17 protein-coding genes are annotated in these 16,353 nt (G+C 51.8%); 4 read left to right on the plus strand and 13 right to left on the minus strand.

Annotated features, from left to right (window positions below; genetic code table 11):
• The first annotated feature begins 60 nt into the window (after positions 1-60).
• The 3 genes from rph to hemW are packed head-to-tail and all read left to right on the plus strand — an operon-like array spanning position 61 to position 2,689.
• Positions 61-801 (plus strand): ribonuclease PH, encoded by a 741-nt coding sequence (rph, locus tag IT527_RS01575; RefSeq protein ID WP_292965566.1) that lies wholly within the window; start codon positions 61-63, stop codon positions 799-801.
• Positions 791-1,423 (plus strand): RdgB/HAM1 family non-canonical purine NTP pyrophosphatase, encoded by a 633-nt coding sequence (gene rdgB, locus IT527_RS01580; RefSeq protein ID WP_292965569.1) that lies wholly within the window; start codon positions 791-793, stop codon positions 1,421-1,423. The genes rph and rdgB overlap by 11 nt, the downstream gene beginning before the upstream one ends.
• Before the next feature lie 42 nt (positions 1,424-1,465).
• Positions 1,466-2,689 carry a radical SAM family heme chaperone HemW gene (gene hemW, locus IT527_RS01585; protein WP_292965571.1) on the plus strand — a complete coding sequence of 408 codons (1,224 nt, stop codon included), beginning with the start codon at positions 1,466-1,468 and terminating at the stop codon, positions 2,687-2,689.
• 48 nt (positions 2,690-2,737) lie between these two features.
• Here hemW and IT527_RS01590 read toward each other — a convergent pair whose 3' ends face one another.
• The 5 genes from IT527_RS01590 to thiS form a co-directional block, all read right to left on the minus strand.
• Positions 2,738-3,679 carry a GIDE domain-containing protein gene (locus IT527_RS01590; protein WP_292965574.1) on the minus strand — a complete coding sequence of 314 codons (942 nt, stop codon included), beginning with the start codon at positions 3,677-3,679 and terminating at the stop codon, positions 2,738-2,740.
• Between the two features lie 7 nt (positions 3,680-3,686).
• Positions 3,687-4,265, minus strand: coding sequence for a LemA family protein (locus tag IT527_RS01595; protein ID WP_292965577.1), 579 nt, complete (start codon positions 4,263-4,265; stop codon positions 3,687-3,689).
• A 169-nt stretch (positions 4,266-4,434) separates the two neighbouring features.
• Positions 4,435-5,109, minus strand: a complete 675-nt coding sequence (gene trmB / locus IT527_RS01600) for a tRNA (guanosine(46)-N7)-methyltransferase TrmB (protein ID WP_292965580.1) — start codon at positions 5,107-5,109, stop codon at positions 4,435-4,437.
• 28 nt (positions 5,110-5,137) lie between these two features.
• Positions 5,138-5,944, minus strand: coding sequence for a thiazole synthase (locus IT527_RS01605; protein ID WP_292965583.1), 807 nt, complete (start codon positions 5,942-5,944; stop codon positions 5,138-5,140).
• Between the two features lie 74 nt (positions 5,945-6,018).
• Complete coding sequence (gene thiS / locus IT527_RS01610) at positions 6,019-6,219, minus strand: sulfur carrier protein ThiS (protein WP_292965586.1); 201 nt, start codon at positions 6,217-6,219, stop codon at positions 6,019-6,021.
• A gap of 169 nt (positions 6,220-6,388) precedes the next feature.
• On the opposite strand from thiS, the gene IT527_RS01615 reads away from it, so the two are divergent.
• Entirely contained in the window at positions 6,389-6,877 is a 489-nt protein-coding gene (locus IT527_RS01615) for an MEKHLA domain-containing protein (RefSeq protein WP_292965589.1), read from the plus strand.
• A 142-nt stretch (positions 6,878-7,019) separates the two neighbouring features.
• Here the strand turns inward: IT527_RS01615 and chrA are convergent, their stop codons facing one another.
• The 8 genes from chrA to murG all read right to left on the minus strand — a co-directional run bounded on the left by chrA (position 7,020) and on the right by murG (position 16,298).
• Positions 7,020-8,252, minus strand: coding sequence for a chromate efflux transporter (chrA, locus tag IT527_RS01620; RefSeq protein ID WP_292965592.1), 1,233 nt, complete (start codon positions 8,250-8,252; stop codon positions 7,020-7,022).
• A gap of 341 nt (positions 8,253-8,593) precedes the next feature.
• On the minus strand, positions 8,594-9,742 hold the full coding sequence (ftsZ, locus tag IT527_RS01625) for a cell division protein FtsZ (protein WP_292965595.1): 1,149 nt from the start codon (positions 9,740-9,742) through the stop codon (positions 8,594-8,596).
• Between the two features lie 69 nt (positions 9,743-9,811).
• Positions 9,812-11,050 carry a cell division protein FtsA gene (ftsA, locus tag IT527_RS01630; RefSeq protein ID WP_292965598.1) on the minus strand — a complete coding sequence of 413 codons (1,239 nt, stop codon included), beginning with the start codon at positions 11,048-11,050 and terminating at the stop codon, positions 9,812-9,814.
• 61 nt (positions 11,051-11,111) lie between these two features.
• Entirely contained in the window at positions 11,112-11,840 is a 729-nt protein-coding gene (locus tag IT527_RS01635) for a cell division protein FtsQ/DivIB (protein WP_292965601.1), read from the minus strand.
• A gap of 50 nt (positions 11,841-11,890) precedes the next feature.
• On the minus strand, positions 11,891-12,808 hold the full coding sequence (locus IT527_RS01640; RefSeq protein WP_292965604.1) for a D-alanine--D-alanine ligase: 918 nt from the start codon (positions 12,806-12,808) through the stop codon (positions 11,891-11,893).
• The gene (murB, locus tag IT527_RS01645; protein ID WP_292965674.1) at positions 12,805-13,773 is read right to left on the minus strand and encodes a UDP-N-acetylmuramate dehydrogenase; all 969 of its coding nucleotides are present in this window, start codon (positions 13,771-13,773) and stop codon (positions 12,805-12,807) included. Before murB ends, IT527_RS01640 begins: the two co-directional genes overlap by 4 nt.
• Positions 13,774-13,813: 40 nt before the next feature.
• Positions 13,814-15,235: a UDP-N-acetylmuramate--L-alanine ligase gene (murC, locus tag IT527_RS01650; RefSeq protein WP_292965607.1), complete on the minus strand. Its 1,422-nt coding sequence runs from the start codon at positions 15,233-15,235 to the stop codon at positions 13,814-13,816.
• The gene (murG, locus tag IT527_RS01655; RefSeq protein ID WP_292965677.1) at positions 15,225-16,298 is read right to left on the minus strand and encodes an undecaprenyldiphospho-muramoylpentapeptide beta-N-acetylglucosaminyltransferase; all 1,074 of its coding nucleotides are present in this window, start codon (positions 16,296-16,298) and stop codon (positions 15,225-15,227) included. The genes murC and murG overlap by 11 nt, the downstream gene beginning before the upstream one ends.
• Positions 16,299-16,353 lie beyond the last annotated feature (55 nt).

Here is a 16,353-nt window from a genome sequence, read left to right on the forward strand (position 1 = left end):
CTATTTGTCGTCAGCAGGCTGAGAAAACCTGCTTCCTTATTCATACCATAAATAGCTGATATGTCACGATCCAATAATCGTACACCTGCACAAATGCGCCCGGTCAGGGTAACCCGCCATTATGTCCGGCATGCTGAGGGCTCAGTTTTGATTGAATATGGCGAGACTAAAGTGATTTGTACCGCCAGCATTGTTGAAAAAGTTCCCCCTTTTCTTAAAGGGGCCGGGCAGGGCTGGCTAACAGCCGAATATGGCATGTTGCCACGCTCCACCGGTGAGAGAATGCAGCGTGAAGCAGCCAAAGGTAAACAATCGGGGCGAACCATGGAAATCCAGCGTCTGATTGGCCGGGCGTTGCGCTCCGTGCTGGATCTGAAAAAACTGGGTGAGCGCACAATTCAGATTGATTGTGACGTAATCCAGGCAGATGGAGGTACGCGTACTGCCAGTATTACCGGAGCATTTGTTGCCTTGTGTGATGCAGCTGAATATCTGCAGACAGAGAAAATGATTTTACAAAATCCGATCAGGGATCATGTGGCGGCTGTTTCAGTTGGTATTCTGAAAGGTCAGCCCCTGCTGGATCTGGATTATTTGGAAGATTCCAGTTGCGACACGGATTTAAATGTCGTAATGACAGGCAGCCTGGGGCTGGTGGAAGTTCAAGGTACCGCAGAAAAGGCTGCTTTTAGCCGCCGGGAGCTGGATGATATGCTGAATATGGCGCAGCAGGGGTTGCTGGAATTGTTTGACTTGCAGCGCAAAGCACTGGAAACAGCTATTCTCGTCAATGAAACGTGAGCACATGATGCAGCTGTCACTGAACAGAGTTGTTATCGCCAGCAGCAATACCGGTAAGCTGGCTGAAATTGACAGGCTGCTGGCTCCGCTGGGTATCAGGGTAGTGACTCAGGCGTCGCTTGGGGTAACGGAAGCGGATGAGCCGCACATGACATTTGTGGAGAACGCACTGGCTAAGGCACGGCATGCGAGCCTTGCAACCGGCCTGCCTGCCCTGGCGGATGATTCCGGAATATGCGTCAGTGCCCTGCAGGGGGCGCCTGGTGTATTTTCTGCCCGTTTCGCGGGCGAGCCCCGTTCGGATGAGCGCAATAACCTCAAGCTGATTGAGGCGTTACAGGGTCAGTCTGACCGCCGTGCCTATTATTGCTGTGTGATTGTCCTGCTGCGCCATGCTCAGGACTCCCGGCCCGTCATCATTGAGGATACCTGGCATGGAGAAATCATTGCCAGGCCGGCGGGACAGGGTGGGTTTGGCTATGATCCTTATTTTTTTCTGCCGGAATTGGGTAAAACTGCAGCTGAGCTTTCCGTGGAAGAGAAAAACAGAATCAGCCACCGAGGTAAGGCACTTGCCAGACTGGTAAAGCTGTTGGTGGAGAATGAGAAAGCGCTGGCTTAAATGCCGTGACGTATGTACGGCAATCGGACCGGTTTGAAAAAGATGCCGGTTTTATCTGTACCAGATTCGAAATCTCCTCGTCTGACTGAATTACCCCCGTTAGGGCTGTATATCCATCTGCCCTGGTGCATCAGAAAATGTCCTTATTGTGATTTCAACTCACATGCAATCCATGCCGGTGGTGATTTCCCGGAATCCGAGTATGTCGCAGCACTTAAACAGGATCTGGAGCTTTCGTTACCGCTGATCTGGGGGCGGCCTGTCACCAGTATATTTTTTGGTGGTGGAACACCAAGCCTGTTTAGCGCTGCTGCAATTGATGCGATTCTTTCTCATGTGCGAATGCTGCTGCCTCTGGCACTTGGTGCTGAAGTGACGCTGGAAGCCAATCCGGGCACCTGGGAAACAAAAAAATTTATCGATTTCCACTCGGCTGGTATTAACCGGTTATCTGTTGGCGTTCAAAGTTTTAACTCCCGACATTTACAAGCGCTGGGTCGCATTCATGATAGTACTGAAGCATCGCGTGCGATTGAATTGGCACTGCAGCATTTTGATAATATCAATCTGGATTTGATGTACGCACTGCCGGATCAGACAGAAGATGAGGCATTGCAGGATATTGAAACGGCCTGTAGCTGGGAGGTATCGCATATTTCTGCCTACCACCTGACTATCGAACCCAATACACCGTTCCATCGCTACCCGCCAAAGCTGCCGGGTGAAGATGTATCAGCCGATATGCAAATCATGATTGAGCAGGTTCTGGCAGCGAGGGGCTACCGGCATTATGAGACTTCTGCATTTGCCCTGCCCGGAAAGTCATGCATGCACAATATGAACTATTGGCAGTACGGTGATTATCTGGGAATCGGGGCCGGAGCGCACAGTAAAATCAGCTTCCGCGAAAAAATCATCCGGCAGATGCGTCATAAGCATCCCCGGCAGTATCAGGAGCAGGCTACAACCGCAAATGCCTGTCTTGAAAATCTGCTTGCCACAACACAGGAAGTTGGGCCGCAGGATCGGGTTTTTGAATTTATGATGAATGCACTGCGGCTGACGGATGGTTTTGATCCCGGCTTATTTCATACCCGGACCGGGCTGACCGTTGCATCAATTCAGAAATTACTCACCGAAGCCGAACAGCGTGGATTGATTGACTGGCAACATGATCGCATTCAGCCAACATCTGATGGCAGGCGTTTTCTGAATGATCTGCTGGAAATTTTTTTACCGGAGCCCGGTAGCCGGACAAGTACCTGAACAGGATGCGCCAGAATCTGTAAAATTTTGAAGGGAAAGTACTGCAAGTTATCCGTGAACATGTAACAGCCAGACGATGCAACCCGCCACGCCGAAGCAGGCTGCCAGTGCAATCAGCGCAGTACGGCGATAGTTGCGAATCAGTTCCGTTTGCGGGTGAACCGATATGATAAACGGACGTTCTTTGTCTTCCGGCATGGAAAGGTAGTTGACTTCTGTTGCCTGCTGCAGCTGCTGATGAGTTGTTTGCGCCTGTGCAAATGCTTCCCTGCGAGCGACTTCCCATTCTGCCTGATCTATTTCGCCATCCTGGTTACTGTCAAAACGTTCCAGTAATTGTTCTCTGTCCAGTTTCCAATCGCTGAGAAGGTCACGTGTAATATCGTGAACAGATTTTTCTGTCGCTGGCGAGCGTGTTTGCAGATGGCCGATAAGGTAAAGGCGCTGCCCGGGCAGGATGAGCCGCTCGGTATAACGGTAGCGGCTCGCCAGTGCAACGATGGCTGAATCGTTATCCAGCACCCCGGTTCGTGTCGGCCATTCGGTATTGCCATGCCAGATGATTTTTTCATTGCTGATAATCTCCGCCGCTTCCGGATCAACCACACAGGTTCCTGTACCATCATCCAGCAAAAATGCATGACTGCTGGTGTTCTGATACAGCACCTTCCATTCGGTACGGGTGCGCTTTTGTTCCAGCAGGGTTTCTTTGCACTCAATCAGGCTGTGATACCAGAGGCATTCATGATTAGACAGCGGGGCAAAGATGGGGCGATCGGGTAAGGCTCTTCCCCTGCCTTCCAGCTCAATGTAGCCCTGATGCGCAGAGCGCAGGCGTGCCGTAGGTGTGTCCTGTATCAGATGCCATCGTTTCCATGCACGTGTGAAACAGTAAAAACCTGTGAATGCTGCCAATAGTAGGGCAGCCAGCGTAAATCCGTACTCTTCCGGGGTGAGACTATGTATAAAGCGGATTGCATCACTTTCCATGAGAGGATTAGCTGAACAGCTTGTTCAGGTTGTGGTCATGCGTATCGGCTTCTGCGAATTCCAGCAAGGATCGCTCACCAAAACCAAACCATCTGGCAATTACAATTTCAGGAAATTGTTCAATACGGATGTTATTGTTTTTGACCGCTTCATTGTAGTACTCGCGCCGATCGGCAATACTATTCTCCAGACTGGTGATGCGGGTCTGCAAATGCTGGAATTTTTCGCTGGCCCTGAGTTCGGGATAAGCTTCCGCTACGGCGTACAGTTGTCCCAGCCCTGCTCTCAGCAAACCTTCTGCAGCCCCCAGAGCGGGCATGTTGCTGGCCTCACGCGCTTTTGCGATTCCAGAGCGTGCTTCCATTACCCGGTTGAGCGTTTCCTGTTCAAATTTCATATATTGCTTACAGGTTTCGACAAGCTTGGGCAGCTCGTCATGGCGCTGCTTCAGTAGAACATCGATATTTGACCAGGCTTGGGAAACCGTATGCTTCACGTCCACCAGGCTGTTATAGATCATGATCCCGAATATCAGCAGGGCAGTAATGGCAGCAAGCAGTATGTAAAGCAAAATGACCAGGTTCATGATGGTGTCCATAAATGTAATGAGAACATTATCAACGACACAGGCGGGAGATCTTTGATACTGACAGCATTGCTTGCCGTATGGTTCGCAGTGTCAGGAAACCTCTGAAAAACGGTTTATATTATCTCGTTACCGTTTTTTAAAAGATTTCTTGCGTGGTGTTGTGCCATCAGGCGATTTTGGTGAAGATAATGTCGCGGATGGTGTGGCCGAGCTTTATGCCGCGCTGTTCAAATTTAGTCAGCGGCCGGTAGGCAGGCCGTACGGTATAGTCAGCAGCAGTATTGACAAGTTGCTTTTCGCTGCTTAGCACCTGCAGAATATGGATGGCGTAATCTTCCCAATCAGTGGCAACGTGCAGATAACCGCCCGGTTTCAATCGATCGCACAAAAGCGAAACAAGGTCTGGCTGGACCAGGCGGCGTTTGTGGTGTCGTGCCTTGGGCCAGGGATCCGGAAAGAAAATATGGATGCCATCCAGCGATTCTCTGGCGAGCATGTGTTGCAAAACCTGCTTTGCATCGTGCGGAATAATCCGCAGATTGGTCAGTCCGCGTTTCTCGATCCGGTCGAGCAGACTGCCGACTCCGGGTGCATGGACTTCGATTGCGATGAAATCCTTCTCCGGATGCTGGCCGGCAATTTCGGCAGTAGTTTCTCCCATGCCAGAACCGATTTCCAGAATTTTTGGGGAAGTCCGTCCGAAAATCTGGTTAAGATCAATAAGATTTTCGGCAAATAAAATGCCGTAACGCGGCAACAGGGTTTCATAAGCATGTCGCTGTGCGCTGGAGAAGTGCCCCTGGCGGAGCACGTAACTGCGAATCGGCGGATAAGAAGACAAAAACCGGTTTCCTGAAGAAGTATATTGCTTAACTGTTTGCGGCAGGATGCTGAGTGCCGGTAAACATACCTTCTGCCGGAGAGCTCGGGCTGGCCCGATAGATCTTTTTGGGCATACGTCCGGCGAGATAAGCTTCGCGCCCGGCTTCAACTGCTTTACGCATGGCTGAAGCCATCAGTACCGGATTATGGGCGCTGGCGACGGCAGTATTCATGAGTACACCATCGCAACCGAGTTCCATGGCAATGGCTGCATCTGATGCGGTGCCCACACCTGCATCCACAATGACTGGTACTTTGGCGTTGTCTATGATGATTTGCAGATTCCACGGGTTAAGGATACCCATGCCGGAGCCAATCAGCGAAGCCAGTGGCATGATGGCGACACAGCCGATTTCCTCCAGCTGTCTGGCAATAATGGGGTCATCCGACGTATAAACCATCACCTGAAAACCCTCTTTTACCAGAATTTTTGCTGCTTCGACTGTTGCTGCCACATCGGGAAATAATGTTTTCTGATCACCCAGCACTTCCAGTTTGACCAGTGAGTGCCCGTCAAGCAATTCGCGCGCCAGGCGTAGCGTGCGAACGGCATCTTCTGCTGTGTAACAGCCGGCAGTATTGGGCAGCAGTGTGAATTGTGATGGCGGTAGCACATCCAGTAAATTAGGCTCATCGGGACTTTGCCCGATGTTGGTGCGGCGTATTGCTACCGTAATAATTTGTGAGCCGCTGGCTTCTACTGCGGCGCGGGTTTCGGCAAAATCCCTGTACTTTCCTGTTCCCAGCAGTAAACGGGAGGAATAACTTTTACCAGCTATGACGAGAGGTTCCATAAATACGTCAGGATCGATGTTGTCAGTTGAAGGGTATGGCCAGAGACTGGAACGAATTTTGAGCGATCGAAAAATTAACCGCCACCCACCGCCACGATAATTTCCAGTTGATCGCCCTCGTTGAGGATTTGCTCGGAAAAGCGGCTGCGAGGAACAATTTCTCCATTGTACTCAATGGCAATGCGTTTGTTTTGCAGCGACAGCTTTTCTACCAGCTGTTGTACACTCAGCGGGCTATCGTAACTTTGTTGCTGTCCGTTGATGATAAGTTGCATATTTTTTGGGGAAAACCAGAGGCAGAATAACCTGTCGAACAATGCGACCCATTCTAGCATGGGGGCCTGACCTGATGGTAGGCATGCCGGCTCCCGGTTATTCGACAGACATATTCCTGCAGTACGGATGAAATGCCAGTATCAGTATGAGTAATCAGGATTCTTTTAAATGGCCATACCGGATGACAAAAAAGACAGGATAGCGCGCCACATGGCCGTTCTGCAGGGAAATTACTATCACTATACCGGTCGGTATCTGTTTGATCCGAGGCTGGAATTCAGCCAGGCAGCGATTTGGCTGGAACAGGTGCCTTTTGCGCTCGTTTCACACGGTGTTGAACCTGATCCGATTTTCAATTATGGCAACGAAACCGCTTTGCAACTGTTCGGCATGACCTGGAATGAATTTACGCGGTTACCATCGCGGCTGTCGGCAGAGTTTGCAGACCAGGCAGAGCGCAGGCGTTTACTGGATTGTGTGTTGCGTGAAGGTTATATTGAGGACTACACGGGAGTTCGTATTGCTGCCGATGGCTGCCGGTTTTTGATCCGTCAGGCAACGGTCTGGAATCTGCGGGATGAGACCGGTCAGTTTTACGGACAGGCGGCACTGATCCCAAGGTGGGAAGTATTACAGGGAGTATCTCATGAACCGTAATCGGAACAGAAAATCTTCCGTACCGGTTTCTGCGCCGCCAGGGCAGTGCATATTCTCGAATAGTGCTTCTTTTCCATGCTGCGCAGCGCCGGGATGCGGCGTTCCGGTATTCTGGTGTTCAACGCACAAGATAGTCTGGTGATTATCCAGGGCTTATTAGCCAGCCTGCTGCACCGCAGCCTGCCACAACCAGCCAGGGCGGCAATTTCCAGTACATCAGGGCGACAAAGGCAATGATTACAACGCCGAAATCTGACGGTGTGCGGACGGCGCTCGTCCAAACGGGGTGGTAAAGCGCAGCCAGCAACAGGCCAACTACGGCTGCATTTATGCCCGCCAGCGCTGCCTGCGTATGTACGTTGCGGCGTAACTGCTCCCAGAATGGCAGGGTACCTGTTACCAGCAGAAAGGATGGCGCAAAGATTGCCAGCAGGCAGAGTATGCCGCCGATCCACCCGGATGGAGTGATGTTCATGGAGGTGCCCAGGAAGGCTGCAAATGCAAATAATGGGCCTGGTACAGCCTGTGCCGCACCATAACCGGCAAGGAAGGCGTCATTACCGACCCAGCCCGGGGATACGACAGCAGCCTGCAGCAAGGGCAGTACGACGTGACCGCCACCAAAAACCAGTGCACCCGACCGGAAGAACACATTCACGTCTGCAACGGCTTGAGAAGGCAGCAACGCCGCCAGTACGGGCAGACCAGCCAGCAGGCAGAAGAATAGCGCCAGCCACAGCACACCGGCACGGTAGCTGATTGTAACGGGTAGCGGGTCGTGGTTTCTGGCGGGTTCCGGCCTGAACAGAAGCAATCCCGTAACGCCGGCCGCAGTGATGATACTGATCTGTCCGGACGCGGAGGGGATAAGCAGAGCGATACAGGCCGCTACCGCCATAATGGTGACCCGGAGTGTATCCGTGCACAGGTTTTTCGCCATGCCCCAGACTGCCTGGGCAACCACGGCAACCGCTACAACCTTGAAGCCGTGCAGTGCGCCGGCGGGGACTGCGGTGGCGCGGTTTGAAATACCAAGTGCGAACAGGATCAGGGCGATTGCCGAAGGCAAGGTGAATCCGGCCCATGCAGCGAATGCACCGCTGTAGCCGTGACGCAAGAGGCCCAGAGCCATGCCAACCTGGCTGCTGGCAGGTCCCGGCAAAAATTGGCAAAGGGCAACCAGATCGGCATAGCTGCGTTCACTTAGCCAGTGGCGTCGATTGACAAACTCATTGCGGAAATAACCAAGGTGCGCAATCGGTCCGCCAAAGGAGGTCAGACCGAGACGCAGGAATACCAGGAAGATACCCCACGTGCTTTCCTTTTGAGGAAGATCTTCCTCAATTGGCGGGTTCGTTTTGAGAGGGGTTGTCATGGTTGATGATTGGAGCTGAATCGCTGTTCTGGGTTCGACAGACTCAGGGCAGACCTGACGATTCGATAGTTTTGGTGACGGGTCTTGCTCACGCCTGAATTCCGGCTGATACCCGGCCGCACCCTTGGAAGCTGCTTTCAGCTCATCCGGCTTGCGGGTAATGACGGCGGGTTACCCGGTCTGGAATCCCTGCATAATTCCGGAGTTTTGCAGGGATAAAAAAGATGGCGTATATACCTGTTCCAGGAAACAGCAACCGCCCCTGAAGGGCGGCTGTTGTTTGAAGAGCCTGAAAATGCCGATGGCCTGAAGTTGTGAAAACGCTCCGGTTTCAGGGGAGGCTAATCAGCCTGTCTTCTGAGGAAAGCAGGAATATCCATCGGATCCATTCCGGCCTGCTGCATGGCAGTTACCGCAGCATTGCTTCTTCTTCCTGTTCTCATTACAGCAGGCTCATCCACCTGGTGAGAGGAAATCCTGTCGTCGGTACCGGTCCGGGTATGGATAACGGTCATAGGTCTCTGGGATTGCTGTGAAACGTTACCCAACCCTGTGGCAACCAATGTTACACGCAGGTTATCACCCATATTTTCGTCGATCACTGTACCAACGATGACAGTAGCATCTTCGGCTGTCATCTTCTTGACGATATCCATAACTTCCTGTACTTCACGCATTTTCATGGCTGAGCTGGCAGTGATATTCACCAGCACACCGCGCGCACCTGTCAGTGTAATTTCTTCAAGCAGCGGGCTGGCAACAGCTTCTTCCGCAGCCATACGTGCACGATCAACACCACCGGCCATTGCAGAACCCATCATGGCCATACCCATTTCAGACATGACAGTTTTAACGTCAGCAAAATCCACGTTGACAAGTCCGGGACAATTGATCACTTCTGCAATACCTGCAACAGCACCATACAGAACGTCATTTGCCGCCTTGAAGGCATCCAGCATGCTGATATCATTTCCCAGCACTTTCATCAGTTTGTCATTCGGGATAACGATCAGGGAATCGACATGTTCTGCCAGCGCTTCCATTCCGGCCTGTGCTGCTTTCAGACGTTTACCTTCAAACGAAAAGGGTTTGCTGACAACGGCAACGGTCAGAATGCCCATTTCCTTGGCAATCTGAGCTACAACCGGAGCTGCTCCTGTACCGGTACCCCCTCCCATTCCAGCGGTAATAAACAGCATATCAGCGCCCTGAACAATTTCAGCGATGTGATCACGATCTTCCAGTGCTGCTTCTTTACCAATTTCCGGGTTGGCCCCAGCTCCCAATCCCCGTGTAACACCCGTGCCCAGCTGTACCACGGTTTGTGCAAGATTACCCTGTAATGCTTGCGAATCGGTATTCATGCAAATGAACTCAACTCCTTTAACTTCATTGCGGATCATGTGATCCACGGCGTTTCCGCCACATCCGCCAATACCTATAACCTTAATAACAGCTTCCAGTGGTTCGGTATTCGTGATCTCAAACATTACGTTTCTCCTATTGCATGGTGAATTTTCTGACAATTTTCTGCAGGCAGAACTCTATTAAAACCCGATTTAAAAATTTTCCTGAAACCATCCCTTCATTTTTGCCAGCATCTGTTTGGTAGAGCTGCTTTTCAGTTTGGTTTGATGATGGTGGAGACGGTCTTCCATACCCACCATTATCAGGCCGATGGCAGTTGAGTACCTTGGCGTTCGTACCACTTCTTCCAGGCTGCCGTTATAGGCGGGCAATCCTAAACGTACCGGCATGTGAAAAATTTCCTCTCCCAGCTCAACCATGCCCAGCATGGAGCTGCTTCCACCCGTGATGACAATGCCTGACGAGAGCAGCTGTTCGAAGCCGCTGCGTCTTAACTCCGCCTGGATCAGCAGGTAAAGCTCTTCAACGCGGGGTTCGATTACCTCGGCAAGCGTTTGCCGTGATAACGGACGGGCACCACGGTTTCCCACATCCGGCACTTCAACCATTTCGCGGATATCGGCCAGTGTGCACAAGGCCGTTCCGTAACGGCATTTGATATCCTCAGCGTCCTTGGTGGGGGTGCGCAACGCCATGGCGATATCGTTGGTGATCTGATCACCCGCCACCGGAATAACTGCGGTATGCCTGATCGCGCCATCTGTAAAAACAGCAATATCAGTGGTGCCGCCGCCAATATCCACCAGGCAGACCCCCAGATCTTTTTCATCTTCAGAGAGTACCGCCTTGGCTGAAGCCAGGGGCTGAAGCACGAGATCGCTCACTTCCAGTCCGCAACGATGAATGCATTTGGCGATATTCTGTGCTGCAGATACCGCCCCGGTTACGATATGGACTTTGACCTCCAGTCGAATACCACTCATTCCAACAGGTTCGCGTACATCTTCCTGACCATCGATGATGAATTCCTGATTCAGGATATGCAGTATTTGCTGGTCAGCCGGAATATTCACAGCTTTGGCGGTCTCCATCACTTTTTCGACATCGGCCTGAGTCACTTCTTTATCTTTGATCGCCACCATACCATGTGAATTGAAACCCCGGATATGGCTGCCGGCGATGCCAGCGTACACTTCACTGATCCGGCAGCCCGCCATGAGTTCGACTTCCTCAAGGGCGCGCTGAATCGCGTTGACGGTCGCTTCAATATTGACGACAACCCCTTTTTTCAGACCGCGTGACGGGTGGCTGCCCAGCCCGACAATCTCGAATCCACCCTCGGGTTTCATTTCAGCAACAATGGCCACAATTTTCGATGTGCCGATATCAAGACCGACAATCAGATCTTTGCCTTCCTTGATTTTACTCATATGAAAATCCCCCCGATTTCATGGTTATAGTGTTTTATCTGCTCTGGTATTCAGCACAACGTCAGGGTATGCGGACTGCAAATCCGTTGGCATAACGCAGATCCACATAATCAGAATTTTCATACTGGTTCAGGATCTCGTCATATTGTGTACGGATTGCGACATAGCGTTTCAAACGTTGCTCAATCTGTTCCCTTCCCAACTTGAGCCAGGTTCCCGTATTTAGCCGGACATGCCAGGCATGGCGTGGGGTCAGCACAATTTCTGTGGCGGTTTGGCCGGCTGGCTGCAGCAATTTATTGAAAACCTGATATTGCCGGGTAATTAAACGACTGCTGTTATCGGGGCCGGTGAATACCGGAAGGCGCATATTATCCATGATTACGTGAAATATTTCTCCCTTTGTATTGACCAGGGCAGCTTCTCCCCAATAGGCAAGCGGTTTATGCTCTTCCAATAAAATGTTCAGTGCGGGAGGCCATTTGCGTAAAATTTTAACCGATCTGACCCATGGCAGTTCCATAAATGCATTTTGCAATTTTTCCAGATTGAGCACGATGAAATTGCCTCTTGCTGAGTTGCGGACAACCTGTTCAATCTGATCGCGCGTGACATGTGTCAGACCCATGTTGCCCGCCTGATCCTTGTTTACTGTTTCTATCTGTACTTCCCTTAACGAGAAGAATGGTAACGCCATAACCCTGGTTCCCACCACATAGAGTGTTGCCAGCAGCACACCTGTCAGCAGGATGTTTGCCAGAAGATTCAGGGACTGGTGATCGTTCCACATATCAGCCTTCCGCAGATCGCAGGCAATGAAACATAACGCACGGATTGCACTTAATGTTCACAGCTCAATTCCAGTATTTGAATAACAAGTTCGCTGAATGAAATACCTGCCGCTTTTGCCGCCATGGGCACAAGGCTGTGATCAGTCATTCCCGGTGAAGTATTGGTTTCCAGGAAATAGGGCTGTTCGTGTTTATCCAGAATCAAATCCACTCTGCTCCAGCCGGTGCACCCTAATATCCGGTGTGCATGCAGGGCCTGTGTCTGTATTTTGGTTGTCAGCGTTTCCGGTAATCCGCTGGGGCAGGTATAGCGTGTGTTATCAGAAAAATACTTGGCCTGATAGTCATACAGTCCCTCCGCTACATCAATGCGTACAAGAGGCAGAGGCGTATCATCCAGAATGGCTGCTGTCAGTTCGATCCCCTGAATAAACTGTTCGGCCAGTACCAGTGAATCGTATTTCGCGGCTGCCTCATAAGCAGTCCGAAAATCCTGTTCACTGTTTATCTTGCTCAATCCAATAGTTGAACCCTCCCGGGCTGGTTTGATGATCAGCGGCAGCCCGAGCTTGTCTGCCACGTCCCGGAAACGGCTGCCGGCATCAAGCATGACGTAATCAGGCGTGCCAATACCCGCTGCCTGCCAGATCATTTTAGTGCGCCATTTATCCATAGCCAGTGCACTGGCGAGTATTCCACTGCCGGTATAAGGCAGTTCCATCAGCTCCAGCGCACCCTGTACGGATCCATCTTCGCCATACCGCCCGTGCAATGCGATAAATGCCCGATCGAAACCTTGTTTCAGAAGGTTTTCCAGCGGTTGTCCAGCTGGATCGAATGCATGGGCATCCACATTATTTTGTTGTAACGCCGCCAGAACAGCATGACCGCTCCTCAGTGAAATTTCGCGCTCGGCAGAACGCCCTCCGAGCAGTACGGCTACCTTTCCGGGATAATATGTGCTCACTGTGCACTCCCTTTACGCTGTCCAATGATGCGTACTTCCGGAATCAGACTGATCCCGGTTTTTCGATGAACAGTGTCTCGCACCGTATCAATCACCGCTTCGATTTCAGCAGCAGTGGCATGGCCGCAATTAATAATGAAATTGGCATGTAAGGTGGAAACCATTGCATCGCCGATACGAAATCCTTTCAGACTGCATTGCTCAATCAGCCGGGCGGCGTGATCTCCCGGCGGATTCCGGAAAACCGACCCTGCGCTGGGGTGCCCCAGAGGCTGAGTCTTGATGCGTGCGGTCAGCAGTGCTTTGACAGCTTGCCGGGAAGCTTCCGCTTTACCCGGAAGGAGCCTGAACCAGCCACCGGTAAACCAGATATCCGGTGTGCCTGATACTACTGTCTCATGCAATGCAACATGGCGATAGCCAATCCGGTAATCTTCCGGTTGACGTTCACATACCATTCCGCGGCGATCAATCGTTGTAACGCGTTCAACCAGACTCCATGTGTCAGAACCGTAACAGCCCGCATTCATTGCCAATGCGCCACCAACAGTCCCTGGAATTCCAGCCAGAAATTCGGCACCTGCCAGATGATGTGAGGCAGCGAATCTGGCCAGCTTGGCGCAGGGTATACCTGCACCGGCGTAAACCAGGCCGCCCTGTTCATCCTGTTCAACCAGAACCAGATCGTTGAGTTTGGCATGCAGACAAATGATAACACCGGGTAACCCGCCATCCCTGACCAGCAGATTACTGCCAAGTCCGATCATGGCAACGGGCTTGTCTTCTGGCCAGCTGCGTAAAAATATGGCCAGATCTTCCAGATCGGCCGGCTGATAGAAATAATCAACAGATCCGCCGGCACGCCAGGAGACATGTCGCTGCATGGGCTCATGCTGACGTAACTCACCACGGAGCGGGTGCGTGCCGGCAGCAGAGATGCCGGAATACAAGTCCGGAATCGTCATGCCGGCTGGCAGCTGAATGTCTGTCTGCATGCTTTCCTGCTCAACCCGTGATCAATGTTAGCCTGACTGCCGGCTCTGCCAGATCGGCTGCAGATTTTCCGATAGACCCGGCACCCATAATGAGTACCACATCACCCTCCTGCGCGATGGCGTGAATGGCAGATTTGAGTTCATCGATCTGTTCGATATAAATGGGCTCGATCTTTCCCTGCACCCGGATCGCTCGTGCCAGAGATCTGCTGTCAGCTGCAATGACGGGCTCTTCACCAGCCGGATAAACCTCGGCCAGCAATAACATATCTGCACTGGACAGTACCCGGACAAAATCCTCGAACAAATCCCGGGTGCGGCTGAAACGATGGGGCTGGAACGCCAAAACCAGGCGGCGATCGGGAAAGGCATTTCGAGCTGCTGCCATTGTCGCAGCGATTTCCGCAGGATGGTGTCCGTAATCATCAATGAGGGCAAAAGACCCCCGATTCAGCAAGGGGATTTCACCGTACTGCTGAAACCGCCGGTCGACACCGCCGAAGGCAGCCAATGCTTTCACTATCGCTTCATCCGGTATACCCAGTTCATTACCGACAGCAATTGCTGCCAGTGCATTCAGGACATTATGTCTGCCTGGCAGATTTAATGTGATATCCAGTGTTCGTGCTGAGCCATTGACGCCAATATGTACGAGAAAATGCATTTTGCACTGGTCGTGCCGGATATCGGTGGCACGTATCTGTGCATCTTCCGATGTAATGCCATACGTGGTAACAGATTTGGTAACTATGGGAACGATTCCGCGTACGTGGGGATCGTCCACACAAAGCACTGCTATGCCGTAGAAGGGCAGGTGTTCGATGAATTCAACAAAAGTTTGTTTGAGCCGGTTAAAGTCATGTTCGTAGGTACCCATGTGATCCGCATCAATATTGGTTACCACTGTCAAAACCGGCTGCAGATAGAGGAAGGAGGCATCGGACTCATCAGCTTCAACCACAATGAACTCACCCTTGCCCAGTCTGGCGTGACTGTCGACTGTTTTGAGCCTGCCACCAATTACAAATGTCGGATCAAAATTTGCTTCTGCCAGGATGCTGGCAACCAGACTGGTCGTTGTGGTTTTTCCATGAGTACCGGCAATTGCAATGCCCCGGCGCAAACGTAACAGTTCTGCCAGCATCATGGCGCGCGGGACAACCGGTATTTTGCGTTCCCGTGCAGCTGCGACCTCCGGGTTATCGGAATGGATAGCAGTCGAGATTACAACAGCATCGGCTGAATGGATATTTTCAGCAGCATGGGTGTGATGAATCGTTGCCCCCAGATATTGCAGACGCCTGGTGGTGGAATTGCTGTTCATGTCTGAGCCGCTGATCCGGTAACCCAGGTTGATCAGCACTTCTGCAATGCCGCCCATACCCGAACCGCCGATTCCTACAAAATGAATATGTTTGATTTTATGTTTCATCGGTTTGTCCCGAAAATTGCTGACAGGCTTCTGCTACTGTTTTTACGGCATCAGGCATGGTCAGAGCACGTGCATTGATTGCCATTGTTTGTAATTGCGCGCGCGAACAGGTCATTAACCACTGTGCGAGTGAGGCCGCAGTCAGCTCGGATTGCGGCCAGAGTACAGCGGCATTGTGATCACTCAGAAAACGCGCATTTGCTGTCTGATGATCGTCCACTGCGTAAGGAAAAGGCACCAGAAGACTGGCAACACCCGCTGCTGCCAGCTCGGAAACAGTCAATGCGCCGGCGCGGCAGATGACCAGATCGCAGTGTCGGTAATGTGCTGCCATATCTTCGATGAAAGCGACCAGATTTCCTGTAACACCATAATCGGCATAGGTTTTCTGCAGAGTTTCGAGGTGTGCTTTGCCGGACTGATGCGTGACAAATGGCCGCTGATCTTCAGGAATCAGGTTTAACGCCTGCGGTAATACAGAATTCAGTGCCTGTGCACCAAGGCTGCCGCCAACCACCAGGATGTGCAGATTACCGGACCGGTTTGCATATCGCACTTCCGGCGGTGGAAGCCCGGCAATTTCTGTTCGTACCGGATTACCGGTGACCTGAATTTTATTTTCCTGATCCGGGATGGCGCCGGGAAATGCTAACAGGATACGATTGGCCATTTTGGCCAATATTTTATTGGTCAAACCGGCGATCCTGTTTTGTTCATGAATCAGCAGCGGTTTTCCAAGCAGGGCCGCCATCATTCCTCCGGGAAGTGCCGGGTAACCTCCCATCCCCAGCACAACCTGTGGCTGCTGACGGCGCAATATCTGCAAACTTTGCCAGCAGGCTTGTGCCAGCCTCCATGGCAGTAACAGATAACTGCTCAGCTTTTTACCGCGCAACCCGGAAAAATGGATCAGTTCAATGGGGAAGCCATGTTGCGGCACCAGTACGGCTTCCATACCGTTGCGAGTACCCAGCCAGATGACTTTCCAGCCGTTTTCCCGCATAAACCGGGCAACCGCAAGCCCGGGAAATACATGCCCGCCGGTACCGCCTGCCATAATCATGATGGTGCGAACCAAAATACCCGCTCCCAGTGTTTTGTATCAGGCCGAATGGATG

It is taken from the genome of Nitrosomonas sp., from assembly GCF_020852615.1.
GTDB lineage: Bacteria > Pseudomonadota > Gammaproteobacteria > Burkholderiales > Nitrosomonadaceae > Nitrosomonas.

Coding starts and splice junctions, on each gene's coding strand:
- IT527_RS01615 (WP_292965589.1), top strand. CDS start 6,389: ATGGCCATACCGGATGACAAAAAAGACAGGATAGCGCGCCACATGGCC.
- thiS (WP_292965586.1), bottom strand. CDS start 6,219: ATGCAACTTATCATCAACGGACAGCAACAAAGTTACGATAGCCCGCTG.
- IT527_RS01590 (WP_292965574.1), bottom strand. CDS start 3,679: ATGGAAAGTGATGCAATCCGCTTTATACATAGTCTCACCCCGGAAGAG.
- IT527_RS01635 (WP_292965601.1), bottom strand. CDS start 11,840: ATGTGGAACGATCACCAGTCCCTGAATCTTCTGGCAAACATCCTGCTG.
- murG (WP_292965677.1), bottom strand. CDS start 16,298: ATGATTATGGCAGGCGGTACCGGCGGGCATGTATTTCCCGGGCTTGCG.
- hemW (WP_292965571.1), top strand. CDS start 1,466: ATGCCGGTTTTATCTGTACCAGATTCGAAATCTCCTCGTCTGACTGAA.
- chrA (WP_292965592.1), bottom strand. CDS start 8,252: ATGACAACCCCTCTCAAAACGAACCCGCCAATTGAGGAAGATCTTCCT.
- murB (WP_292965674.1), bottom strand. CDS start 13,773: ATGACGATTCCGGACTTGTATTCCGGCATCTCTGCTGCCGGCACGCAC.
- murC (WP_292965607.1), bottom strand. CDS start 15,235: ATGAAACATAAAATCAAACATATTCATTTTGTAGGAATCGGCGGTTCG.
- IT527_RS01605 (WP_292965583.1), bottom strand. CDS start 5,944: ATGGAACCTCTCGTCATAGCTGGTAAAAGTTATTCCTCCCGTTTACTG.
- rdgB (WP_292965569.1), top strand. CDS start 791: ATGAAACGTGAGCACATGATGCAGCTGTCACTGAACAGAGTTGTTATC.
- IT527_RS01595 (WP_292965577.1), bottom strand. CDS start 4,265: ATGAACCTGGTCATTTTGCTTTACATACTGCTTGCTGCCATTACTGCC.
- ftsZ (WP_292965595.1), bottom strand. CDS start 9,742: ATGTTTGAGATCACGAATACCGAACCACTGGAAGCTGTTATTAAGGTT.
- ftsA (WP_292965598.1), bottom strand. CDS start 11,050: ATGAGTAAAATCAAGGAAGGCAAAGATCTGATTGTCGGTCTTGATATC.
- rph (WP_292965566.1), top strand. CDS start 61: ATGTCACGATCCAATAATCGTACACCTGCACAAATGCGCCCGGTCAGG.